Annotated in this window: 27 protein-coding genes and 3 pseudogenes; 19 read left to right on the forward strand and 11 right to left on the reverse strand. The window is 66.2% G+C overall.

Annotated features, from left to right (window positions below; all coding sequences use genetic code 11):
- The first annotated feature begins 39 nt into the window (after positions 1–39).
- On the forward strand, positions 40–507 hold the full coding sequence (locus tag ACVWY0_RS13300) for an SRPBCC family protein (RefSeq protein WP_485837111.1): 468 nt from the start codon (positions 40–42) through the stop codon (positions 505–507).
- A 33-nt stretch (positions 508–540) separates the two neighbouring features.
- Here the strand turns inward: ACVWY0_RS13300 and ACVWY0_RS13305 are convergent, their stop codons facing one another.
- Positions 541–1,038 (reverse strand): DinB family protein, encoded by a 498-nt coding sequence (locus tag ACVWY0_RS13305; protein ID WP_485837112.1) that lies wholly within the window; start codon positions 1,036–1,038, stop codon positions 541–543.
- A 113-nt stretch (positions 1,039–1,151) separates the two neighbouring features.
- Between ACVWY0_RS13305 and ACVWY0_RS13310 the strand changes: the two genes are divergently transcribed.
- Positions 1,152–1,475, forward strand: coding sequence for a hypothetical protein (locus ACVWY0_RS13310; protein ID WP_485837113.1), 324 nt, complete (start codon positions 1,152–1,154; stop codon positions 1,473–1,475).
- 69 nt (positions 1,476–1,544) lie between these two features.
- Here the strand turns inward: ACVWY0_RS13310 and ACVWY0_RS13315 are convergent, their stop codons facing one another.
- Both ACVWY0_RS13315 and ACVWY0_RS13320 read right to left on the reverse strand, forming a co-directional pair.
- Positions 1,545–1,862 carry a hypothetical protein gene (locus ACVWY0_RS13315; protein ID WP_485837114.1) on the reverse strand — a complete coding sequence of 106 codons (318 nt, stop codon included), beginning with the start codon at positions 1,860–1,862 and terminating at the stop codon, positions 1,545–1,547.
- 178 nt (positions 1,863–2,040) lie between these two features.
- Complete coding sequence (locus ACVWY0_RS13320; protein ID WP_485837115.1) at positions 2,041–3,198, reverse strand: glutamate--cysteine ligase; 1,158 nt, start codon at positions 3,196–3,198, stop codon at positions 2,041–2,043.
- A gap of 316 nt (positions 3,199–3,514) precedes the next feature.
- On the opposite strand from ACVWY0_RS13320, the gene ACVWY0_RS13325 reads away from it, so the two are divergent.
- The 8 genes from ACVWY0_RS13325 to ACVWY0_RS13360 all read left to right on the forward strand — a co-directional run bounded on the left by ACVWY0_RS13325 (position 3,515) and on the right by ACVWY0_RS13360 (position 8,430).
- A complete protein-coding gene (locus ACVWY0_RS13325; protein WP_485837116.1) occupies positions 3,515–3,895 on the forward strand; it encodes a VOC family protein in 381 nt (126 codons plus the stop codon).
- Between the two features lie 116 nt (positions 3,896–4,011).
- Complete coding sequence (locus tag ACVWY0_RS13330) at positions 4,012–4,356, forward strand: iron chaperone (protein WP_485837117.1); 345 nt, start codon at positions 4,012–4,014, stop codon at positions 4,354–4,356.
- 27 nt (positions 4,357–4,383) lie between these two features.
- Entirely contained in the window at positions 4,384–4,887 is a 504-nt protein-coding gene (locus ACVWY0_RS13335) for a mycothiol transferase (RefSeq protein ID WP_485837118.1), read from the forward strand.
- Between the two features lie 277 nt (positions 4,888–5,164).
- Positions 5,165–5,800, forward strand: a complete 636-nt coding sequence (locus tag ACVWY0_RS13340) for an alpha/beta fold hydrolase (protein ID WP_485837119.1) — start codon at positions 5,165–5,167, stop codon at positions 5,798–5,800.
- A 13-nt stretch (positions 5,801–5,813) separates the two neighbouring features.
- Complete coding sequence (locus tag ACVWY0_RS13345; RefSeq protein WP_485837120.1) at positions 5,814–6,320, forward strand: GNAT family N-acetyltransferase; 507 nt, start codon at positions 5,814–5,816, stop codon at positions 6,318–6,320.
- A 35-nt stretch (positions 6,321–6,355) separates the two neighbouring features.
- Complete coding sequence (locus tag ACVWY0_RS13350; protein WP_485837121.1) at positions 6,356–7,030, forward strand: hypothetical protein; 675 nt, start codon at positions 6,356–6,358, stop codon at positions 7,028–7,030.
- A 62-nt stretch (positions 7,031–7,092) separates the two neighbouring features.
- Positions 7,093–7,428, forward strand: a complete 336-nt coding sequence (locus tag ACVWY0_RS13355) for a cupin domain-containing protein (RefSeq protein ID WP_056346835.1) — start codon at positions 7,093–7,095, stop codon at positions 7,426–7,428.
- A gap of 45 nt (positions 7,429–7,473) precedes the next feature.
- Complete coding sequence (locus tag ACVWY0_RS13360) at positions 7,474–8,430, forward strand: 2-hydroxyacid dehydrogenase (protein ID WP_485837122.1); 957 nt, start codon at positions 7,474–7,476, stop codon at positions 8,428–8,430.
- A 26-nt stretch (positions 8,431–8,456) separates the two neighbouring features.
- On the opposite strand, the gene ACVWY0_RS13365 is transcribed toward ACVWY0_RS13360, so the two are convergent.
- Positions 8,457–9,374 (reverse strand): proline iminopeptidase-family hydrolase, encoded by a 918-nt coding sequence (locus tag ACVWY0_RS13365; protein ID WP_485837123.1) that lies wholly within the window; start codon positions 9,372–9,374, stop codon positions 8,457–8,459.
- A gap of 300 nt (positions 9,375–9,674) precedes the next feature.
- Here ACVWY0_RS13365 and ACVWY0_RS13370 point away from each other — a divergent pair, with 300 nt between their 5' ends.
- Together ACVWY0_RS13370 and fdhA are read left to right on the forward strand one after the other, a co-directional pair.
- Entirely contained in the window at positions 9,675–10,991 is a 1,317-nt protein-coding gene (locus ACVWY0_RS13370) for a YncE family protein (RefSeq protein ID WP_485837124.1), read from the forward strand.
- A gap of 176 nt (positions 10,992–11,167) precedes the next feature.
- Entirely contained in the window at positions 11,168–12,379 is a 1,212-nt protein-coding gene (gene fdhA, locus ACVWY0_RS13375) for a formaldehyde dehydrogenase, glutathione-independent (RefSeq protein WP_485837125.1), read from the forward strand.
- 64 nt (positions 12,380–12,443) lie between these two features.
- On the opposite strand, the gene ACVWY0_RS13380 is transcribed toward fdhA, so the two are convergent.
- A complete protein-coding gene (locus ACVWY0_RS13380) occupies positions 12,444–12,707 on the reverse strand; it encodes an alpha/beta fold hydrolase (RefSeq protein WP_485837126.1) in 264 nt (87 codons plus the stop codon).
- A 128-nt stretch (positions 12,708–12,835) separates the two neighbouring features.
- Between ACVWY0_RS13380 and ACVWY0_RS13385 the strand changes: the two genes are divergently transcribed.
- The gene (locus ACVWY0_RS13385; protein ID WP_485837176.1) at positions 12,836–13,492 is read left to right on the forward strand and encodes a GNAT family N-acetyltransferase; all 657 of its coding nucleotides are present in this window, start codon (positions 12,836–12,838) and stop codon (positions 13,490–13,492) included.
- On the opposite strand, the pseudogene ACVWY0_RS13390 reads toward ACVWY0_RS13385, so the two are convergent.
- The 3 genes and pseudogenes from ACVWY0_RS13390 to ACVWY0_RS13400 form a co-directional block, all read right to left on the reverse strand.
- Positions 13,405–13,800 (reverse strand): annotated as a pseudogene (locus ACVWY0_RS13390) (GNAT family N-acetyltransferase); the annotation flags it as partial. The gene ACVWY0_RS13385 and the pseudogene ACVWY0_RS13390 sit on opposite strands and share 88 nt — an antisense overlap.
- 45 nt (positions 13,801–13,845) lie before the next feature.
- Positions 13,846–14,373, reverse strand: coding sequence for a hypothetical protein (locus ACVWY0_RS13395; protein ID WP_485837127.1), 528 nt, complete (start codon positions 14,371–14,373; stop codon positions 13,846–13,848).
- Positions 14,370–15,629, reverse strand: coding sequence for a serine/threonine-protein kinase (locus tag ACVWY0_RS13400; protein WP_485837128.1), 1,260 nt, complete (start codon positions 15,627–15,629; stop codon positions 14,370–14,372). The genes ACVWY0_RS13395 and ACVWY0_RS13400 overlap by 4 nt, the downstream gene beginning before the upstream one ends.
- Positions 15,630–15,882: 253 nt before the next feature.
- Between ACVWY0_RS13400 and ACVWY0_RS13405 the strand changes: the two genes are divergently transcribed.
- The 3 genes and pseudogenes from ACVWY0_RS13405 (at position 15,883) to ACVWY0_RS13415 (ending at position 18,154) form a co-directional block, all read left to right on the forward strand.
- Positions 15,883–16,554 carry a hypothetical protein gene (locus ACVWY0_RS13405; protein WP_485837129.1) on the forward strand — a complete coding sequence of 224 codons (672 nt, stop codon included), beginning with the start codon at positions 15,883–15,885 and terminating at the stop codon, positions 16,552–16,554.
- Between the two features lie 176 nt (positions 16,555–16,730).
- A pseudogene (locus ACVWY0_RS13410) lies at positions 16,731–17,039 on the forward strand (ATP-binding cassette domain-containing protein); the annotation flags it as partial.
- Between the two features lie 155 nt (positions 17,040–17,194).
- Positions 17,195–18,154 carry a hypothetical protein gene (locus ACVWY0_RS13415; RefSeq protein WP_485837130.1) on the forward strand — a complete coding sequence of 320 codons (960 nt, stop codon included), beginning with the start codon at positions 17,195–17,197 and terminating at the stop codon, positions 18,152–18,154.
- 70 nt (positions 18,155–18,224) lie between these two features.
- Here the strand turns inward: ACVWY0_RS13415 and ACVWY0_RS13420 are convergent, their stop codons facing one another.
- Positions 18,225–18,431 carry a hypothetical protein gene (locus ACVWY0_RS13420; protein ID WP_485837131.1) on the reverse strand — a complete coding sequence of 69 codons (207 nt, stop codon included), beginning with the start codon at positions 18,429–18,431 and terminating at the stop codon, positions 18,225–18,227.
- Between the two features lie 33 nt (positions 18,432–18,464).
- On the opposite strand from ACVWY0_RS13420, the pseudogene ACVWY0_RS13425 reads away from it, so the two are divergent.
- Both ACVWY0_RS13425 and ACVWY0_RS13430 read left to right on the forward strand, forming a co-directional pair.
- Positions 18,465–18,530: pseudogene (locus ACVWY0_RS13425) on the forward strand (ion channel); the annotation flags it as partial.
- A gap of 106 nt (positions 18,531–18,636) precedes the next feature.
- On the forward strand, positions 18,637–18,903 hold the full coding sequence (locus tag ACVWY0_RS13430; RefSeq protein WP_485837183.1) for a hypothetical protein: 267 nt from the start codon (positions 18,637–18,639) through the stop codon (positions 18,901–18,903).
- A 268-nt stretch (positions 18,904–19,171) separates the two neighbouring features.
- Here the strand turns inward: ACVWY0_RS13430 and ACVWY0_RS13435 are convergent, their stop codons facing one another.
- Together ACVWY0_RS13435 and ACVWY0_RS13440 are read right to left on the reverse strand one after the other, a co-directional pair.
- Positions 19,172–19,681: a methyltransferase family protein gene (locus ACVWY0_RS13435; RefSeq protein WP_485837132.1), complete on the reverse strand. Its 510-nt coding sequence runs from the start codon at positions 19,679–19,681 to the stop codon at positions 19,172–19,174.
- 32 nt (positions 19,682–19,713) lie between these two features.
- On the reverse strand, positions 19,714–20,541 hold the full coding sequence (locus ACVWY0_RS13440) for an alpha/beta fold hydrolase (protein WP_485837133.1): 828 nt from the start codon (positions 20,539–20,541) through the stop codon (positions 19,714–19,716).
- 95 nt (positions 20,542–20,636) lie between these two features.
- Between ACVWY0_RS13440 and ACVWY0_RS13445 the strand changes: the two genes are divergently transcribed.
- Positions 20,637–21,116, forward strand: a complete 480-nt coding sequence (locus ACVWY0_RS13445; protein ID WP_485837177.1) for a GNAT family N-acetyltransferase — start codon at positions 20,637–20,639, stop codon at positions 21,114–21,116.
- Positions 21,117–21,324: the final 208 nt, after the last annotated feature.

Below are 21,324 nucleotides of genomic sequence, written 5' to 3' on the forward strand. Positions count from 1 at the left end.
ACCCGCTGAATGTCGCTTGCCTCCACCTATGATTGCGGCATGTCATCTTACGAAGTCACTCGCAGCGCCCTTATTCCTGCCCCCGCGGAAGACGTGTTTCCGCTGGTCAACAGCTTCCTGGAGTGGACCAAATGGTCGCCCTGGGAGAACGTGGACCCGGAACTTAACCGCTCGTATTCGGGCAGTGACGCCGGTGTGGGGGCCAAGTATGCCTGGAGCGGCAACCGCAAAGCAGGCAGCGGAGACATGGAGATCGTCGAGTCGGATGCTCCCCGGAGTATCAAGGTCCGCCTTGAGTTCACCAAGCCGTTCAAGGCTGTGAATCCCACCACGTTTACGTTTACACCCGCCGACGGCGGAACCCAGGTCACGTGGCGGATGACCGGCGACAACAAGGGGCTCGCGAAGATTTTTGCCATGATCGTGAACATGGACAAGATGGTCGGCGGCGACTTCGAGCGCGGGCTGGCGGCGCTCTCGGCCGCCGCGACGGCCAACAAGGCCTGACCCGGCGCTGCTGACGCCGGAGTTTGCCTGGCGTCAGCCGTTGAGGATTTGCTCGCGCAGTATGTCGGCGTGCCCGCAGTGCTGGGCGAACTCCCGCAGCACGTGCAGGTACACCCAGTGCAGCGGGAGCGGGCCGCGGCGGTTGCCGCGGAGCACGTCGTCGAGCTCCAACAACGACGTCGCCTGGCGCGATGCCTCGCAAGCCTCCCGGTGCGCCCGCCGGACGCTGGTGATGGTGTCCTGGTCCGTGAGGATGAACGACTCGTCGGGTGTTGCCGGAATGCCGATCTTGGTGCGCGGCCGGCACGTGATGGCCTCGTCGAACCAGACCTTCTCCACGAACGCCGCGTGCTTCACCAAGCCCAGCAGAGTGGTGCGGGATGCCACCAGCGACCGGCGCGCCTGCTCCTCGGTGAGGCCGTTCAGACAGGCGCTGAGCATGTTCCGGTGGTCATCGATGAAGGCCTCGAACTGGGCGCGCGCGGGCTGGTGGATGACGTTCTCGGCGAACGCGGCTGAAGGAGCAGACATCCCCGAAGTATTGCAGGCAGGGGTCGCGGGGCAATGCGCGGCTCGCTGGGGGAAGGCTCGACGCCGGCCGCTCACCCATAGTGATCGCCGCGCCGCGCGCCTATGGTGAAGTCATGTCTGATTCCTTTTCGTCCTTCGTGGACACCTTCAAAAACATTGGCGTCACCAAGGCTTATGGCCCGGCCGTCCAGGTGGGCGGGGAAGAAATCGTCCCGGTTGCCCTGGTGTCCTTCGGGTTCGGGGGAGGCGGCGAAGCCGGTGACGGTGCCTCCGGCGGGGGTGGCGGCGGGATGGTGCTGCCGCTGGGTGTGTACCGGACCGTCGGCGGCCGCGCGGCGTTCCGTCCCAACACTGTGGTCACCCTGATGTGCCTGGTGCCGGTGATCCTGGCTGCCGGCGCCGCTGCGGGCCGGGCCATCCGCGCCGCGCGGTCCTAGCCGTACTGCCCGGCCAGAAGCCTGCCCCGCAGCCTGCCCGGCCAGAAGCCCGCCTGGCCTGTGTGGCGACTAGCCGGAGACGCGGCGGTTGCGCGCCTGGCGTGCCAGCCGGATGAATCCATAGACAAAGACGGCCTCGATCAGGACCATCAGCCCAAGCAGCAGCCACTGCCCCTGGGCGATGAAGACCACCGCGCCGGTGAGGACCAGGGTGGTTCCCAGCGCCAGCGCGTACACGGCGAAGCCGAGGGCCACTTTGGCGCTGCGCACACCCGTCCGGAAGCCAAAGCCCACCGGTTCGCCACCGGGGTAGCCGGCCACGCGGTCCGGGACTGCGGGCTTGAGCCTGTCGAATTCCGCCCAGGGGTCCGGGTCCTGATTGCTCATGCTTCCATTATCCCGCGGTTCCCGGCCCACTTGCCGCCGACAGATTCTGCTCAATCATTCGACGGCGGCATGTGGGCCGCCCCGGAAATCCAGCCCTCCCGGCAGGGTGGAAGTTGATGATTGGGCAGAATCCAACGCGAGACCAAAGCGCGCGGGTTTGCTCTATCAGGTTTGGTGGCTAAACCACTGGGTTGGGGACCAAAAGTGATAGGTCATCCGGGGTGCTCGGCTCGTAGAAAGCCGGCTCCTGGTGCGTAATGACGACGGCGTCGCTCACCACGTCAGCCAGCCTGCCGTGGCGGGCGTAGGCCTGCCGCTGCAGCCTGGCGCCGGTTCCGTTGCTGAAGATCCGGTGCAGGGATGCCTCGACGTAGGCTTCGTCGCCCGCCTCGACCAGGGCGTCGCGGACATGGTTATGGAGCGCGGCGATGACATTGCGCGCGGAGTCCGGCTTGTGGGTCAGCGGGTGCAGCAGCTCACCCTGGATTCCCCATCGGCTGGCCAGCCAGGAACCCTGACGCAGGATAATGGCCGAAACCATGTCCGGCGCCTGGCCGGATTTCCATTCCCGGGCAGCGGTCTCCACCAGACCGCGCACCAGGGCGGCGATCAGGACGGTGTCGCGGGGATCGAGGCAAACATCGGACACCCGGATCTCCACGGTGGGGTGGCGGGCGGAGAGGCGGGCGTCGAAATCAGGGTTGTTGACTACTCCCGTTGCGGCCAGGTCCGCCACCCGCTGGTGGTAGGCCTGCGCCGAGCCGAAGATTTCTGTAGGCCCGGCAGAGGACCACCGGTTCCAGGCCTGTGTGCGGAAGCTCGCATAGCCGCTGTCAGCGCCGTCCCAGAACGGGGAATTGGAGCTCAACGCCATCAGCGGCGGCAGCCAGGACCTGATCCGGTCCAGGATTGCGACGCCTTCCTCATCGGAGTCGACGGAGACATGGATGTGGCATCCGCAGGTCAGCTGCTCACGGGCCGTGAGGGCGAACTTTTCCAGCAGCGCGTCATAGCGGGGATTGCTGGTGGAATGGGGTGTCACCGCCAGAGGCGACGTGGCGAGCGCGGCGATCCGGGCGCCCGCTTTTCGGGCGAGCGAGTCCGCGTAGGCGCGGCCTGACAGGATTTCGGCGGAGAGTCCGCTCAGGGTGCTGTGCGGGTGGGTGATCACTTCGAGCTGTTCCTGGTGAAGCTCGACGGCGAGCACCGGGTGCGTGGAAAGGTCCGCCGGTTCGCCCGGGTCCTGGAGGCGCAGCAGGTCTGCTGCCAGAGGCAGGGGACTGCCGTTGGAGGGATCAACGATCAGGAATTCTTCTTCAACACCAAAAGTACGCACTAGCTAAGTGTGCGCCAACAAAAGCGGCTCCAAATGCCACAGTTGTTCCCGGCATCCGTGGAGGCTTCCGGGAGGGCCGCCTGAAGCGGTTGAAATCCCCTATATCCTCGGGTGCCCTTTCAGTTCCATAATGGCCACATAGGCTTCGGGGACCCTCGCGCCGATGATGGCTGGCGCGGCGCAGGAGAGTCCCAGGTGGCCGCTCCGGCACTTGGCGCAACGGGCGGCCACGCGGCACCGGACAACGGGGTTCCGGATCCGCCACCGGGGGAGAGCATCGCCACCAACGCGAAAGCAAGGCACAAAGGAAATCATCATGCTCAAGGATCGAACCATCATGGCTGTTCTCGCTGCGAAGGACATCAACAGGGCGAAGGATTTCTATCGGGACAAGTTGGGCCTGGAACCGTCGGAGTCCATGGAGGACGACAGCCTGTTTTACAGCGGCGGCAACGGAACGGGTTTCCTGATTTACCAGACGGAGAATGCCGGGACGGCCAAGAACACCCAGATGGGCTGGGAAACGGACAACCTCGAAGGTGAGATGGAGGAACTGCGGGGCCGCGGGGTCGTCTTTGAAGACTACGATTTCCCCGGCCTGAAGACGGAGAACGGCGTTGCCGATAACGACTGGGGTAAGTCCGCCTGGTTCCTGGACAGCGAAGGGAACATTCTCAATATCTCCCAGCGCAAGTAGCCAGCCGCAGGGCTGATTGGCGCACGAAGGGGCCGCGCTTGCCGCAAAGGCAGGTGCGGCCCCTCGCGCGCCACACTCAGGAATAGCGCGCCACGCTCAGGAATAGAATGGGCGCCATGGGCACCGTTGACGATTCCTTGGCCGATCTTCCTGAGCCGGACCGCGGCTGCCTGCAACATGTGATCGACATTGCAAGGGCCGTTGTGCCGGAGGCCGAGCAGGGGATGAGCTACGGGATGCCCGCCCTGAAACTTGAGGGAAAGCCACTCGTGGGCGTCGTCCGGGCAGCCAAGCACCTCTCCGTCTTCCCGTTTTCCCCTGCGGTGATTGACGCCGTCGCCGGCCGGCTTGAAGGGTACTCCCTGTCCAAAGGGACCATCCGGTTCACGGCGGCGCATCCCCTCCCCGACGACGTGCTGGAGGACATCGTCCGGCTGCGCCGTGCCGAGATCCAGAAGTAGGGCAAGGACCACCAAGAAGGGGACCTGATGAAATCCAACGAACTAGTGCTGGACGCGTTCCGCCGGATCAGGGAGACGGTGGAGGCCACACTTGTTGGGCTCGACGACGGGTCGCTGGCCCGGCGCCCGGCGGGTACCGGGAACTCGATTGCGTGGTTGATCTGGCACCTCGGCCGGGTGGAGGACGCCCAGGTGGCCTCCGCCGCCGGCCGGGACCAGGTCTGGACGTCACAGGACTTTGCCGGCCGTTTCGGCCTGCCGCTGACAGACCGTGACACCGGCTACGGTCACTCGACCCACCAGGTCGACGTAGTGCGGGCCCGGCCGGAACTTCTGCTTGAGTACTACGACGCCGTCCACCGGCAGACCGCAGGGTTCCTGGAGGCTCTCACCGATGAGGACTTGGACCGCATCGTTGACAAGCGTTGGGACCCGCCCGTTACCCTCGGCGTGCGGCTGGTCAGCACCATTGCCGACTGTCTCCAGCACGTGGGCCAGGCCGCTTATGCCAAAGGGTTGAACGCCGAGTAGGGGAGAATCGCATGGATGCAGTTGAGGCAGTTCTCCATGACGGCTCAACCATCCCCGTCACGGTCCATGGAGACGGACCCGCCGTCCTCCTGCCGGTCAGCCTGGCGCTGCACACGGCGGCGGAGGCGGTGATACTGCGCCAGTGGCGCGGGGACCCGGACCTGGGACCAAACCTCATCAACGGGCTTACACCAACCAACCGGGTCGTGGCTGCGGACTACGAAGCACACCGCATGGCCCACCCGGCGCCGCAGACGCTCACCCCGGGGAACACCGCATGGCCCACCCGGCGCCGCAGACGCTCACCCCGGGGAACATCGCGAAAGAGCTGCTGGCAATTGCCCATGCCGCCGGCGTCGACCGTTTTGCCTATTACGGCTACTCCTGGCTGGCGCTGAGCGGCCTGCAGCTCGCACTCCGCACCGACCGTCTGCGGGCGCTCGCCATGGGCGGGTTCCCGTCGCTCGAGGGTCCGTACCGAAGCATGCTGGCCGTCACCCGCGCCGCGCATGCCATGTCCGTGGAAAATGTCGGCGAAACGGCCGGCCCGGTCCCGGGACCTGAGCCGGGCGACTGGGATTCAGTGTCGGTCCAGACCACCGAGGCGCAGACACAGCAGTTCGTCACCCTGTACGAAGCGCTGCAGGACTTTGACGATTCCGCCGCGGTGCTCCCGAGGGATCTGCCCAAACTCGCGTTCGCCGGCGCCGAGGACCAGATCGACTACAAACCGGTTTGGGGCGGCGTGCGGGTGTCCATCGGGGAGCCCCTGGCGAGGCCTCAGGCCACCCTGACCAAGGCCGGGTGGGACGTCCGTGTCCTGCCGGGGCTGGATCATATGGGCGCGATGCACAGCTCGGTGGCGCTGCCCATCCTGACCGACTGGCTGCAGAAGACGGGCTGGGTGAAGTAGCTAGGCTGGGGCCATGGACTTTCTCATCAGGCAGGCCACTCCCGAGGACGCTGAAGCCGTGGTGCATATGCACACCCTGGCCCACGAGGAGACGTATGGGGACCGGCTGTCAGCGGAGTTCTTCCGCACACGGAGGGCCAGCATTCCCGAACGGGTGGAACGCCGTCGGCCATCCCTGGCCGGCAGCGACCCGCGGATCATTGCCGTGGACGCCAACCATGAAGTGGTGGGTCTCGCCGACTCGGGTCCCGGACGGGATGAGGACGGACCCGAGGCGCTGGAACTGTATTCGCTGTACACACTCCGGCGGACGCACGGCAGCGGGCTGGGGGCCGCGTTGCTGAGCGCGGCCATCGGTGAGAGCCCGGCCTATCTCTGGGTGCTGGAGAACAATCCCCGGGCGCAGGCCTTCTACGTCAAACACGGCTTTCGCCCTGACGGCACGCGCGGCCAGCTGCCACCCGAGTGGGAAGAGCTGCCGGAAATCCGGATGGTCCGTCCGGCGCGGGGCGGGTCGTGATCATGCGGACAGGGTCTCGCCCGGACAAACGGACCTTGCCGCGGTGGGCGAGGATCGCCGTCGTCGTTTATCTGTCGGTGACGGTTGCCGCTGTTGGAGCTTCGCTCCTCACCAACTCCTTCGAAATGGGTCTAAATGCCGCGTTCCGGGATGGGCTGAGGCTGGCGGTGATCGTTCTGACGCTGCCCGTTTCGGCAGCGTATTTCGCCGTGGGCTTCCTCCTTGATTCCTCGGGTCCGCCGTCGTCGGGCGGGTTGAGGCCGACGGCGGTTCTCTTCTATCTGGGTTTCCTCGCCCTTGCGGTGGTCAACGCAGCGCTCTTCCGGTGGATGGTCCTGAGCATCCGGAAGCCGGTTCCAGCCGCCAGGCCTCTCGCTATGCCTCAGGTTCCGGTGGTGACATTTCACGGGGTCACTCGGTATGTCCGGCATCTTCGGTGGACGGTACCTCTGGCAGTTTTGCTGAGCCTTCCGCAGTGGTTCGTGGCGGGTTTTGCCTGGTGCGGGATCAGCGGTTGCAGCGGCGGAGGTTTCGGGGTGTATACCGGGGCCGAATGGCTGGCGGTCACCATGGCCGTTGTGAACGGATTCATTTTCGCGGTGGCCGTGTTCGCAGTCCGCTGGCTGTATCCCACAGGGAGGCGCGCCCTCATTGCCTTGGCGGCCGGAGCGCTGTTCGGGCTTTTGGGTGCTGCGGTCACGCACGGGTAGCGCCGCAGGACGGTGAGTGAACGGCCCTCGGCAACGCAGTCAATCGTAGGTACGGTTGCGTCATGCAAAAGATATCGATTGAGGCTTTGGCCCGTCAGCAGATCGCTGCCGCTGTTGCGGCACCCAGCGGGCGGGCAGCCGATACAGCGTTCGGCGGGCATGAGAAGAAACTGCGCCAGACCGTCATGGCCTTCCGTGCCGGCACGCAGCTCAGCGAGCACCAGAACCCCGGCGAGGCAACGGTCTACGTGCTGAAGGGATCGGTCTGGCTGAGGGCTGGCGGGGAGTCGTGGCAGGGCAAGGCAGGGGATCTCCTGATCGTGCCGGACGGGCTGCACAGCCTGGAAGCGGAAGAGGACTCGGCGGTGCTGTTCACGGTGGTCAAGACCGACCGGTAGCGCGGGGCTGGTTAACTGGCAGGGAAGTCGAGAGAAGGAGCACCCATGTCCGGTTTGCCCGCATCACCGAAACTACGGGTGAGTCTGCCCAGCCAGAACCTGGTGGACGCACTCGAGCCGTCCGCCGGCGTCGAACTCTTCCTGTGGGACCTGACCGGCCCGGCGCCGGCGGAGCAGTTCGACATTGTGGTGCCGCCCTACATGGGCGGGGTAGGGGCGCTGGCTGCGCTGGACTCCGTGGACGTCGGTCTGGTGCAGAGCCAGCTGATCGGGTACGACGGCGTCGAGGCGGTTCTGCCCGCGGGGTGCCTGTTCGCCAACGCGGCCGGAGTGCATGAGACGTCGACGGCGGAACTTGCGTTGGGCATGATCATCGCCAGCCAGCGGGGGATCCCGGACTTTGTGCGGCATGCGGCGACGGGAACCTGGGACCACCGCGAGCGCCCCAGCCTGGCCGACAGGCGCGTGCTCCTGGTGGGTTACGGGGGAGTGGGGAAAGCGATTGAGGCCCGGCTGCTGCCGTTCGAGACCGAGGTGACGCGGCTGGCCAGCCGCGGCCGCGACGATGAGCGCGGCAGGATCCACGGGATTGATTCCCTCTATGAGCAACTGCTGCTGCACGACATTGTGGTGGTCAGCGTCCCCCTGAGCGAGCAGACCCGGCACCTGGTTGACGCCCGGTTCCTGGCGGCCATGCCGGACGGCGCACTGCTGGTGAACGTGGCGCGAGGGCCGGTGGCTGATACGGAGGCCCTGCTGCGCGAGACGTCCTCCGGCAGGCTGCGGGCGGCCCTGGACGTGACGGACCCGGAACCGCTGCCGCGCGATCATCCGCTGTGGACCGTGCCCGGTGTCCTCATCACCCCGCACGTGGGCGGGGCGAGCTCGGCCATGCTGCCGCGGGTGGCGCGGCTGATCCGGAAGCAGATCGGGTTGCTGCAGGCCGGACAGGAACCGGTGAACGTGGTGCTGGGCGGGCTTGTCGGGCGTTCATCCGGTTGAGACTCAGGCAGGGACTTACGGGACCGTCAGCCCCGTTGAACCTGTAAGGGCGTTTCCGTTGGTGCCTGTTCCGCCCGGTGCAGGAAATCTCGCAGTACCTCCTGGTATCGCTCAGGTTCCTCGAGATGGGGCATATGGCTGCTCTCCTCGAAGATGACCAGCTCCGATCCCGGCACCAGGCTGTGGTACCAAGCCGTGTCCTCCGGCCGAATCTCATCGTGACGGCCGCACAGGAAAAGTGTAGGAACCGTTAGTTCACCCAGGCGACCGGTAACGTCATAGTCCTTGTGGATGCCTGTGATCTGGAATTCGCTCGGCCCTTGCATCCGCTCATAGATAGCCTGGTTCAGTTGGCTAAAAGTCCGCATCAAAGGATCCGGCCACGGGTCCAGCCGGCAGACGTGTCGAAGGTAGAACTCCATCGTGGCCGCCTGGTATTCATCGGAGTCCGTAGTTCCTGCGGCCTCGTGCCGGTCCAGCACAGCGCGGACATCCGCGGGCAGGGCCGCGCGCAGTGCCGCTGCACCGACGGCGTAGCGGGGCAGGCTCAGGCATGGATTCGCCAGGACGAGGCTCGCCAGCCTCTCCGGCGTCCGGAGGGCGTACTCGGTCGCGATGATCGTCCCCCATGACTGGCCGAGCAGGTGGACGCGGCCCAATGCGAGGCCGTCAAGGATCCTGCTAAGTTCGTCAACCAGGCGCTCGTTGGTCCACATCTCGATATCGTCGGGCGCATCCGATTTTCCCGCCCCGAGCTGATCGTAGAAAACCACCGGCCGCTCATCGGCCAGGGCCTCCAACGGCTCAAGATAGTCATGGGTGGCACCTGGGCCGCCGTGAATAATGACCAGCGGTGTGTGCTGACCGTCGCCCACGACCCGGTACCAGACACTCCCGCCGGGAACCTCCAGCCGGTCCTCCCGAACTTTTTCTCCAGCGGACATGATCCACCCCGGAATGAGTAAGTCGGCGCGAGCAGCGCCACCTTCTTCCGATTAGACTCCGCATCTCCGTGCAGGTCAACAGACCGCGTTGCTGGGCCGGAACGAGAGCCTTGGCTGGCGGGGCTGCCCCCAATTGAGGGAACGGAAGAACGCTGACGCGGGGTTCCACCACGGGTCCAGCAATACGTCTCTATGACAAGTAGCCTGCCCGGGGTTGGTGATCCCAGAGGCCCGCAGCGATAACAGCGGCAGGTAGGATCGGAGCACTGCCGCAGGGCAGCCAAGGTTTTGGGGGAACTTGTGAAGAACTTTCTGATGCACCGCGCCGCGGGCGATCCGGGCGATCCGGGCGATCCGGGCGATCCGCGAGATCCGCGAGATCCGGGCGAACCGGGCGGGAACGCGCAAACTCTTCTGCGCGCAGGGGTGGCGTTGCTGGCCGCGGCCGGGCTCCTGCTGGGCCTCGCCGTCGTCGCCGTTCCGGCGTCCGCTGAAGACGCGACTGTGACTGACCCGACCGTCACCAACTCAACCGTGATCAACGCCGGCATCCAGCCTTTGGGTGTGGCGGCCGCGCTGGACGGCACCCTGTACGTCAGCGATTACCACTGGGCGGGCGGCATCAGCGTCTTCCAGCCCGGCGAAACACGCGCCTCCCGCACCATCAAAGTGGGACGTTTTCCTTCGTCGATGGCCGTGACGATGGACGGGACCCTCTATGTGCTCCAGTCGACCGAGTCCGGGCAGGCCCAGATCGCGGTTGTAGCCCCCGGGGCGGCTGAAGCGGGCTTTGCGATCGGCGTGACCCCCGGCGCGCACTGGCTGGCGGCCGGACCGGACGGATCGCTCTACGCGACCAACCCGGCTGAAGGGACCGTGTCGGTGGTGCCGCCTGGCGGTGTGTGGACGGAGCGCTCCATCCTGGCGGGGCCTTATCCGGTGGAGGTGGCCCTGGCGAAGGACGGGACCGCGTACACCACCAACGAGTACGAGGGCACTGTCACCGTGGTGCCCGCCGGTTCGCCGAGCCCCTCCCACACCATCGCCGTGGGCGCCAAGGACCACCCGCACGGGGTTGCCGCCGCGCCGGATGGAACCGTTTATGTGGCGAACATCCTGAGGAATGACGTGGCGGTCATCGAACCGGGCGGCACCACCGTGGCGCGGCGGATCCCGGTAGGAGAGGCGCCGCAGGAGGTGGTGGCCGCACCGGATGGCACGGTCTACGTGACCAACAGTGTGGACAACACGGTCTCGGTGATCCCGCCGGGGGCTGCGGCCGTGGCGGAGACGATTCCCACCGGTGAGGATCCTGGCCGCATGGCTGTCCGGGCCGACGGCTCAGTGGTGGTGGTCAATAGGGGCGGCAGGTCCCTGACGGTGATTGCCGCGGCGTCGGGCGCCGCCGGTGCTCCCGCCGCCGGTGATCCAGCGCTTGGGGCGGGAATGTCCGACGGCGGGGCGTCAGGGGCGGTGCCACCGGTGCCCGACGGCGGTTCCCCCGACAGAGCTTCCGTGCCCGGGCTTCCGGCCATTGCTGCCGGGGCGGCGGCCCTGTTGCTGGGTGGCGCCGTTGCGCTGGTCGCGGTGCTGCGGCGACGGCAGGGGAGCAGATAGGGGTTCGGGCTATGGACCCTTCGGGCCGGCATGCCTAGACTGGCCGGACCCCCAACGCCAGGAAACATCCAGCTGCTCAAGCAACGGGCAGGCCCTGCACGTGGGGATCCATCGCAACACTCATGATTCATGGCGGCCCCACCGGGCTTCGCCGTTCTGACCAGAGGAGAGCACTGATGACTGGGAACAAAGCCGTTGCCTACAAGGAACCGGGCAAGGTCGAACTGATCGACATCGACTATCCAAGCTTCGAACTCCAAGACGGACCGGGCGTGAACCCGGCGAACGTGGGGCGCACAGTACCCCACGGGGTCATCCTGAAAACCGTGGCCACCAACATCTGCGGTTCTGACCAGCACATGGTCCGCGGGCGCACCACCGCTCCCTCTGACCTGGTGCTGGGGCATGAGATCACCGGCGAAGTGGTGGAGGTGGGTCCCGGCGTCGAGTTCATCAAAGTCGGGGACATCTGTTCGGTGCCCTTCAACATCGCCTGCGGCCGCTGCCGGAACTGCAAGGAACGCAAAACCGGGATCTGCCTGAACGTCAATCCGGACCGCCCCGGCAGCGCCTACGGATACGTGGACATGGGCGGCTGGGTGGGCGGCCAGGCCAACTACGTGCTGGTCCCGTACGCGGACTGGAACCTGCTGAAGTTCCCGGACAAGGACCAGGCCATGGCGAAGATCATGGACCTGGCCATGCTGTCGGACATTTTCCCCACGGGCTTCCACGGCGCGGTGTCGGCCGGGGTGGGCGTCGGCTCCACCGTGTATGTGGCCGGCGCCGGGCCTGTTGGCCTCGCAGCGGCCACCAGCGCTCATTTGCTGGGTGCCGCCGTCGTGATTGTGGGGGATCTGAACGAGGACCGGCTGAAGCAGGCGCGCAGTTTCGGGTGCGAAACCATTGACCTGAGCAACGGCGGCCCGGCGGAGCAGATCGAGCAGATCCTGGGCGTCCCGGAGGTGGACTGCGGCGTTGACGCGGTGGGCTTCGAGGCCCGGGGCCACGGTCATGACGCCAAGGAGGCGCCCGCCACGGTGCTGAATTCGCTGATGGAAATCACCGCGGCCGGCGGTGCGCTGGGCATTCCCGGGCTGTACGTCACCGGCGATCCGGGCGGTGTGGATGAAGCAGCCAAGAAGGGTGCGCTGAGCCTGAGCCTGGGCACCGGCTGGGCCAAGTCGCTCAGCTTCACCACAGGACAATGCCCGGTGATGAAGTACAACCGGCAACTGATGATGGCCATCCTGCATGACAAGGTGAGCATCGCCAAGAACGTGAACGCGAAGGCGATCAGCCTGGAGGATGCGCCCAAGGGCTATGCCGAGTTCGACGCCGGCGCAGCCACCAAATACGTCCTCAACCCGAACGGATACCTCAAGTAAGCCCCTCACCTGGCCAGCGGCCGCCGTCGGGAATCACGACGGCGGCCGCTGGCTTGGTGCCAGGCTATGCGAGGGAGGCGAGGAACGCCGTCGTATCTTCTGCCACCTGATCCGGGCACTCCCACAGCACCGGGTGTGCCACGCCGGGGTACACCTTCAGCACGGAGCCGGGGATCCGGGCTGCCAGGATTTCCTGGTCGCCGCGTGGCAGGATGCCATCCTGACCGCCCCACAGGATCAGCGTGGGGGCATGGATGGTTCCCGAGTCCGTGGGTGGCGTGGCCTCGCACAGCCCGTTCAGGATGCCTTTCCAGGCGCGGGCTGGCATCCTGAGACCGTCGCGCACGCGGTCCTCGATGGGATACCCCGGTGAGGGTTCGTTATGCGCGCGTCGACGACGCTGCCGAGATGGCGCGCGTGAATGTGCGGTCGTGGCGTGAGGCGTACCGCGGGGTGATGGCGGACCACGTTCTCGACGATCCGGGGTTGCCCGCCGCCCGGGAACGGTTCTGGACCGCCATGCTCAGCGACGAGCGCTACCGCGCGAACCGCGTGGCGGTGGCCGAGCGCGGCGGCGAAGTGATCGGGATCGCGATGGCAGGGCCCTCGCAGGCCGAGTCGCAGTGGGGCACGCAGCTCTTGGTGTTGTACGTCGTGGCGGCTGAGCATGGGACCGGCGTCGGGGCCGCCCTGCTGGATGCCGTCGTCGGACCTGACGAGTCGGCGGCGCTCTGGGTGGCCGATCCGAATCCCCGGGCGCAGGCGTTCTATCGCAAGCAAGGATTCGTGGCGGACGGGACCGTGAATGTGGAGGACGGCGTGCGCGAGATCCGCATGGTGCGGATCTCCTCGGGCGTGGCTCGCGCTCGTAATCGCGCACGTGTGCAGGCTGCCGTCAACCGGTCAGACGGTGTTGATCCAATAGCGTCGTTTGCCGTTGCGCGTATCCTCGAAGACGCCGCCGTTCTTTCGATAGTCGCCCGGGAGCCAGCGTTATTCTCATCGCAGGTGAGAAGAACCCGGGCGATTCCCAGTCTCCGGGCCATCGGCAGGGCGTCGGCCAAAGCGGCAGCGGGGTGGCCGCGACGCCTGGCAGAGGGCCTCACGCTGTAGCCGATGTGCCCGCCCTCGTTGAGGAGGAAATCGTTCAGCTTGTGCCTGATGGCCAGCGAGCCAAGGAACGTCTCACCCTCCACAATCCATAAGTAGGTGCAGGGCACGTGCCCCGGCTTGCGCGGGCTCTCCGGCAGGGCATCGTTGACGAGGGCATCGACAAAGTGGCGGAACGTCTGGGCATCTTTGAGTTCTTCCAAGGACCAGTCCTCCGGGCCCCCGCCGTCCCGGTTGGCGCCGTCAAATTCCGTGGATCCTTCCAGCCAGGATGCGTGATAGCTGACGTCCGGAGCGATAAGAACAGGCATCACACGAGCGTAGTCGAAGGCTCCGCCTGGGTGGACGGCAAATCCTCAGCCGTTCTTGTTTTTGCCTTTGCCCTCGGCGCCTTTTGCCTGTTCCGGTGCAGGGGCTGGTGCCGGCACAGGTACCGGCACGACGGGCGCAGTGTTTTTCTGGGCGGCCTGCGCGGCGGCTTCCGCGTCGGCCTTGCTCTTCTCCGCTTCTGCCGCGGCAGCCACTGCTTCAGCTGCTTTCGCTGCCGCTGCGGCGGCTTCTACGGCGGCATTGAGGTCGGCCCTGACAGCGGTGATGCTGGTCATGATCCTCCGGCGCCGTTCCTCTGAAACCTTGCCGCTGCCAGCTGCAGTCGCCACGTCCGCTTCCAGGCTGTCCAGGGTCTTGAGCGCGGCCGTGTGATCGTTTGCGGCCGCTGCCTGGCTCACGCCGAGCACGAGTTCCTGGAGTTGGTGGGCAGTGTCGCGCTGCATGGCGGTATCGGCCGGGCCGCAGCCAGCGAGGGAGGCGGCCAGCGCCAGGGCGGCGGCAAGGCCTGCTCCCCGTGCTCCGGTGCGTTGGTTCTTGGACTGAAACGTGGTCATGGTTCCACGCTCTTCTGAAGTTCCAAGAGGCGGTCACCGAGCGTGCCGGTGACCGCAGGGTAAGGCACGACGCCGGATGTGGACTGTGGGGCCTGGCCCGCCGTGAGTGCCGTGGACCCGCCTGCCAGCGCAAGAAGGATCAGGATGGCCACCACCGGGAGCCGCATCTTCCGTCCCGCACGGGATGACCGCCGTCGGCGCGTTCCCCGGGGGCTGCTGGGCTGATCGGCGCTAGGCACCCGCCGTGACCCGGCGGCGTTGGCGGAATCCTCGCCGTTGGGGCCTTCGTTGGTTGGCCTGGCCGGCAGATTGGGGGAGGGCGACTCTGCTGTAACGGACGGCGTCCTGAACGGCATGGCCGGCAGCACGCGCGTGGTTTCCGGTGCTAGTTCGCCGGGAGTGGATGTCGGCGAGACAAGGGCCTGCCGCAGCGCCGTCTCGATGTCCGCGGCTGCAGGGCGTTCCAACGGCTCGATTGCCGTCATCGAGCGGATCAGATCGGCCCACTCGGCGGGGAGATCCGCGGGAATTCTGGGCGCGCGGTGCAGCCTGGCCACGGCAGATTCCACAGCGCTGCCGGGATACTCCATTGTTTGCTTGATGCATTCGAGCAGGACCAGCCCCAGCGAATAGATGTCTGTGGCAGGGGTGAGCGGGGAGCCCATGGCCTGTTCGGGGCTGAGGTACGCCGCGGTGCCCACCATTGCTCCAGTAACGGTCAGGCGTGTTGAGTCGGCGATTCGTGCTATGCCGAAGTCTGCGACCTTGGCCCGCAGTGGCTCCCCGGGCCGGGTCTGCACCAAGAGGATGTTGCCCGGCTTGATATCGCGGTGGAGGATGCCGAGGCCGTGGACATAGGCCAGTGCGTCAGCGATGCCGGCTCCTATGACGGCGAGCTCGTTCAAGGGGACTTCACTGTGCCTGATCCGGCTGCGCAGATCCTGTCCCTCGACCAGTTCCATGGTCAGGAACGGCCGGGGCTCATCCGGGATGCGTACGTCGACGCCGACATCGAACAATGTCACCAGGCTGGGATGGTTCAGCGTCGCCAGCAGCGTGATTTCAGCCTCCTGGCGTTTCAACTCGTCTGCATCGGGGGCCTGGGGTGCGAAGAGCTTCAAGGCCACGTCGCGACCCAGATTCTTATCCCTTGCACGGTAGACGGACGACATGCCGCCGCGGCCGATCACCTCGCCCAGCCGGTAACGTCCGCCAACCACGTCAATTCTGATGGAGCTCGGCGATTCCGCCACCATACCCGTTCCTTCCGGCGCTGCGGCAATGTATATACCAAAATCATAAGGCAACTTACTATATTGGCCACTCCGGGTAAGGCCAGCCATCACCGGATGGCCGTCGAAATCCGGAACCGGCGATGTGGTGCACCCTCAAGGAACCGGCGAGTGGCGCCCGCATCGCTCCCATGACTCACGGGCATATACTGAGTTTCCAGAACCGCGACTCCGGTGAGAGGGAGCCCGGCGTGGTACCTGCTGCAGGAGGCATCTCATGTCTATCCAGGCCCAGCATTTGCTTCGCGCAGGCGTCGTGGCGATCGCGCCAGTGATCCTGCTCGCCGCTCTCAGTTACCACCCGTACCTGCCTGGTCCACAGCCGAACATTGATGCGTTGGTTGCGGAGGTCACCGCCGACCCTACGCGCTGGGGGGTTGTGCACTTGGCGACGGGAGTCGCTTCAGCAGTCCTGGCCGTGGCATTCCTCGCGATCAGAAGCCACCTGCACGAGCTAGGCGAAGACCGCTGGAGCGCCGCCGCGCTGCCCTTCGTCGTCATCGGCAGCACGCTCTACGCGATGCTGCCGGCAATGGAATTCGCACCGCTCGCCGCGAGTGAAACGGGCGGAGACGTCGGGGCGGCTCAAGTTGCCCTGCTCCCATGGTTCATCCCGCTGCTGATCGCCGCGGCGGTCACATTTGCTGTCGGGATGGTCGGCTTTGCCATCAGTGTCTCGCGTAGCCGACTGCTGAGCCTTTGGCTTACCTGGGTCGTCGTCGTGGCGCTGCTTGTCATGGCCCTGTCGCGTGTTGTCCCGCTGTCCGCCGTCCAGTTCTACGTCCACGGTGTCGCCGCTCTCGTGGCCATGCTGCCCATGGCGTACAGCATGTGGAAGCATCCGACGGCATCCGTCCCTGACACCCAGCGTGCCGGGAAGTCGACCTGACTCAACGCACAGCCGTGACGGGCCTGCGCCGGTAGCTCTTCCCTGGCGGGTTGGCCGGACGTAGGCTGTGGATCGGAGAGCCGGGAAGCCTGGTCGGCCCGCGGGAAGCTGTGCCCGCGGAACGCCATGGCAGCCGCCTCGGTCGTTATCGCTGGACTGAGGGAACGGAACCCACCATGACATCAGCAGCGGAACCGGTCATTGACGCCACCCTGCTCGTGAAGACTTTCGGCATGACCCGGGCACTGGACAACCTTGATCTGCGCGTTGGTCCGGGCGAGGTCCACGGGTTTCTTGGTCCCAACGGTGCGGGCAAATCAACAACCCTCAGGGTGCTGCTCGGGCTGATCCGGTCGACGTCGGGAACCGCGCGTGTGTTCGGGCTGGATCCCTGGCGGGACCCGGTCCGGGCCCACCGGGACGTCGCCTACGTTCCCGGGGACGTGAGCCTTTGGCCGAACCTCTCCGGCGGGGAAGTCATTGACGAGTTTGATGTGGACCCAGCGGACCTTGCCCCGGTTTTGCAAGCGGTCGCCGCGTCCGGGATCAGCGGACTGATCGTCTCGCCGCCGTCGTTGGAGTCCCTGTTCCTGAGCCACTACAGCGATTCCAATGGGCAGGTGCGCTGATGTCCGGAGTCATGACTTTGCTTCTTTCGCCCATCGGATGGGGGCAGCGTTCCCGGCCTTTCACGGCCGCCGATCCGGCACCGCTACTGATCCTTGCCGCGGCCGCAGCCGTCCTGGCCGGTGCGGTCATGGTCCTCAGGAGCCGCAGGGATCTGGGCGCCAGCCTCCTGCCCGAACGCGCGGGCCCGGAACGCGCTGGGGCCGCGGGTGCTTCGTTCCTTGGCCTTGCCTGGCGCCAGCAGCTGCCCACCCTGATCGGCTGGTCCGTCGCCGCAGCCCTCCTGGGAGGCATCGCTGGGGGCCTCGGGCCCGCGGTCAGCGACGTGATCGGCGGCAATGACTCACTACGGCAGCTGATCAACCGGCTCGTCCCAGGCGCCCGGGCAGGGATGATCGATGTCTTCACTGCAGCCTTGCTGGGCATCGCAGGTGTCCTCGCCGCAGCTGCCGGCATCCAGGCGGTGCTGCGGCTCCGTGCAGAAGAGGCCGAGGGCCGGGCCGAACTTCTCCTTGCCGCACCCAGAACCAAGGCCCGGTGGCTTGGCGCGAACCTGGTCCTAGCCGCCTCCTCGACAGTAGTCGTGGCCGTCGTCGCCGGGACCGCAGCCACCATCGGTCTTGCCCTGGCCGGCGCGGAAAACGGCCCGCCAGGCCTGCTGGTCGGCGCCGCTTTGGCGCACGTCCCGGCCGCCGTCGTCTTCGTTGCGGCAACTGCGGTCCTCTTGGCAGCGGCACCCAGAGTGAGTATTCCACTGGGTTGGGGCATGCTGGCCGCCGGCCTGGTCCTGGGCCAGTTCGGTGAACTTCTGCGCCTGCCTGCCTGGCTGCAGGACGCGAGCCCTTTCCGTCACTCCGCGGCGATGCCAGTCGAAGCCTTCAACCCCGCGCCTGCCCTGACCATGACCGTCATCGCCCTCGCCGGGGCAGGGATCGCTGCCTACCTGCTCCGGCGCCGTGACCTCACCGCGTGATGGTGACGGTCATCGGTGCGGGACTGATTCTGCTGATGGGCGCAGATGTCTTTCACACGCTGCTCTATCCTCACGGCACGGGACCCGTGTGCAGGCTGATCATGCGTGCACTGTGGCTCCTGTCCCGACGATTCGCCGGCCGGGCCTCCACTGTCGCTGCACCCGCCGCCATGGCGGCGGTGATCGGCGCCTGGACGTCCTTGTCCATCATGGGATGGGCACTGGTGTATTTACCGCATTTACCGGACGGGTTCGTCAACACAGAGGGCGTCCCCATGGAGGGGACCTTGCCGAGGCCGTGTATATCTCGATGGTCAGCCTCTCCACGGTGGGCTACGGTGAGATAGTTCCGGCGGCGCCATTACTTCGGTTCGTCGTCGCTGCGCAGGCCGTCACAGGCTTCGGGTTGCTTACGGCCACGGTCTCCTGGATTCTGCAGACGTACCCCGCCCTCATTCGCCAGAAGTGTAGCTACGGTCAGCATGGACCTGCTGGCTTTCGACGAAACGTACTACTTCCACGAAGCGCAGCAGAGAGGATCACTGCCGGCCACCGTCGCGTATGCGCACCAACTGGCCTCAGAAGCGCAGGCAAGCACGAACATCGACCTGCAATTCGCCGGACGGATGATGCACGCGGCCTTGGATGACCTGGCCGAGGTCCTCCGCGGAAAATTCGGACACACCGGCCAAACCTCCTCAGAAGTGTTCCAAAGCTACGAAAGTCATCACCGGCACCGCCGGAACTAAGGAAGTGCCACCCGCGATGCCCGTTGAAGAGTTCTCTTGCCGCTAAATAGCGAGCCCGCCGCGCAAGCAATGCCCCGGCACTTGGAGTCTTTCGTGAAAACAGATTCATGATTTCCCGAAATTTCGTCGGATGCCAGATCGTTCCGGCGAACCACACGGTGCCGCGCGGTCTCTGCGGATCCTCCCCGAGGGACAAACTCTGCACGATGGGCCGAACTCCCCATTCAGACATGACAACCCGCTCTGGACAGCACCTGTCACATTCAGGTCAGCACGAGTTTGCGGCGGGCAATGCATCTGGCGGACTGTGCCTCATCGGGAACCCGAGGTAGCGCGGAACCTTTTTCGCGTAATCACGGTGGGACCGTCCAAAGAGCTCGGCCAGCATGGCCTCTTCGCCGAGGACAAAGCGGTGTTCCACAAGCAATTCGGCCGGCAGCGTCGCGAGGACCCAGGATGAACCGGCCAAGGTTCCCGCGCCCAGTTGGATGAGCCACCAGCCGACATACATCGGATGGCGGGTGATTGCATACGGCCCGGTGATGACCAGCTCCACCGGCCGCTCCAGCGCGAAGGGGCCCGCCGAGCGGCGTCGCCGTTCAGCCAGCGCCCAAAGATTCAGGCCGACGCCGGCGAGCAGCAGTGCCGCCCCCGCTATCCGGTGGAGGGAGCGGGAGCCGGGAAGCGGCATTGGACGGACCCGGTCAAGGAGGAGATCCAGGGCCAGCGCGGCCACGATAGGCAGCGGCAGCGGGAGGTTGTCGTAAACCTCCTTCAACCGCCTGGCTGGCGAGCTTGCAGAGCGGGCCGTCACAGTACGTCCGATGGCTTGCGGGCGTCAAAGAGGGAGGCGAGGAACGCCGTCGTATCTTCTGCCACCTGATCCGGGCACTCCCACAGCACCGGGTGTGCCACGCCGGGGTAGACCTTCAGCGCGGAGCCGGGGATCCGGGCTGCCAGGATTTCCTGGTCGCCGTGTGGCAGCAAGCTGTCCTGGGCGCCCCACAGGATTAGTGTGGGCGCCTGGATGGTTCCCGCTTCCGTGGGCGGGGTGGCCTCGCATAGCCCGTTGAGGATGGCTTTCCAGGCGCGGGCGGGCATCCTGAGACCGTCGCGGACGCGGTCCTGGGTGTACCAGGCGGGAACCTCGTGCAGCAGGGGAAACCAGGCCAGGGAGTCCCGTACCCAGGCCTCGTCGAGCGGGTCGGTCAGGCGGTCCACTTCGTCGGCGAAGGGGGCCCGCCCGTGAAGGCTCAAGGGAGCGCCCACGAGCACCAGTGCAGCGACCTTTTGTGGGTGGGCAATGGCGAGCTGCTGGGCGACGTAGCCGCCGCTGGAGGAGCCGACGACGGCGGCGCTCGGCACGTTGAGGGCGTCCAGGATCGCTGCGGCGTCCTCGGCCTGTTCCGCCAGGGAGTAGCCGTCCTCCGGTTTGTCCGCCTCGCCTTGCCCGCGGAGGTCCGGGGCGTAGACCCTGAAGCCGGTCAGCAGGGGTATCAGGCGGTCAAAGCTGCGGCGGGATTCGCCCCATGCGTGTAGCAGCAGCACCGGTTTTGCGTCGGCGTCGCCGTCGCCCTGGACGAGGCACGGCACCGTGATGCCGGTGCGGAGCGTGAGATCGCGGACTTCGGAGTCCATAGAATCAGGCTACGCCGCGGGCGGCTCTCGGTAGAGTTTCACCTATGGAAACCCCGGCGAGGGTTCGTTACGCGCGCGTCGAGGACGCTGCCGAGATGGCGCGCGTGAATGTGCGGTCGTGGCGTGAGGCCTACCGTGGGGTGATGGCGGACCACGTCCTCGACGATCCGGGGTTGCCCGCCGCCCGGGACCGGTTTTGGACTGCCATGCTCAGTGATGAGCGCTACCGCGCGAACCGCGTGGCGGTGGCGGAGCGCGACGGCGAAGTGATCGGGATCGCGATGGCGGGGACCGCGATGGCGGGGCCCTCGCAGGCCGAGTCGCAGTGGGGCACGCAGCTCTTCGTGTTGTACGTCGTGGCGGCTGAGCATGGGACCGGCGCCGGGGCCGCCCTCCTGGATGCCGTCGTCGGACCTGACGACTCGGCAGCGCTCTGGGTGGCCGATCCGAATCCTCGGGCCCAGGCGTTCTATCGCAAGCGCGGGTTCGTGGCGGACGGGACCGTGAATGTGGAGGACGGCGTGCGCGAGATCCGCATGGTGCGGATCTCCTCGGGGCGTGGCTCGCGCTCGTAGTCGCGCACGTGTGCAGGCTGCCGTCAACCGGTCAGACGGTGTTGATCCAATAGCGTCGTTTGCCGTTGCGCGTATCCTCGAAGACGCCGCCGTTCTTTCGATAGTCGCCCGGGAGCCAGCGTTATTCTCATCGAAGGTGAGAAGAACCCGGGCGATTCCCAGTCTCTGGGACATCGGCAGGGCGTCGGCCAAAGCGGCAGCGGCGTGC

The organism is Arthrobacter sp. UYNi723 (assembly GCF_054057635.1).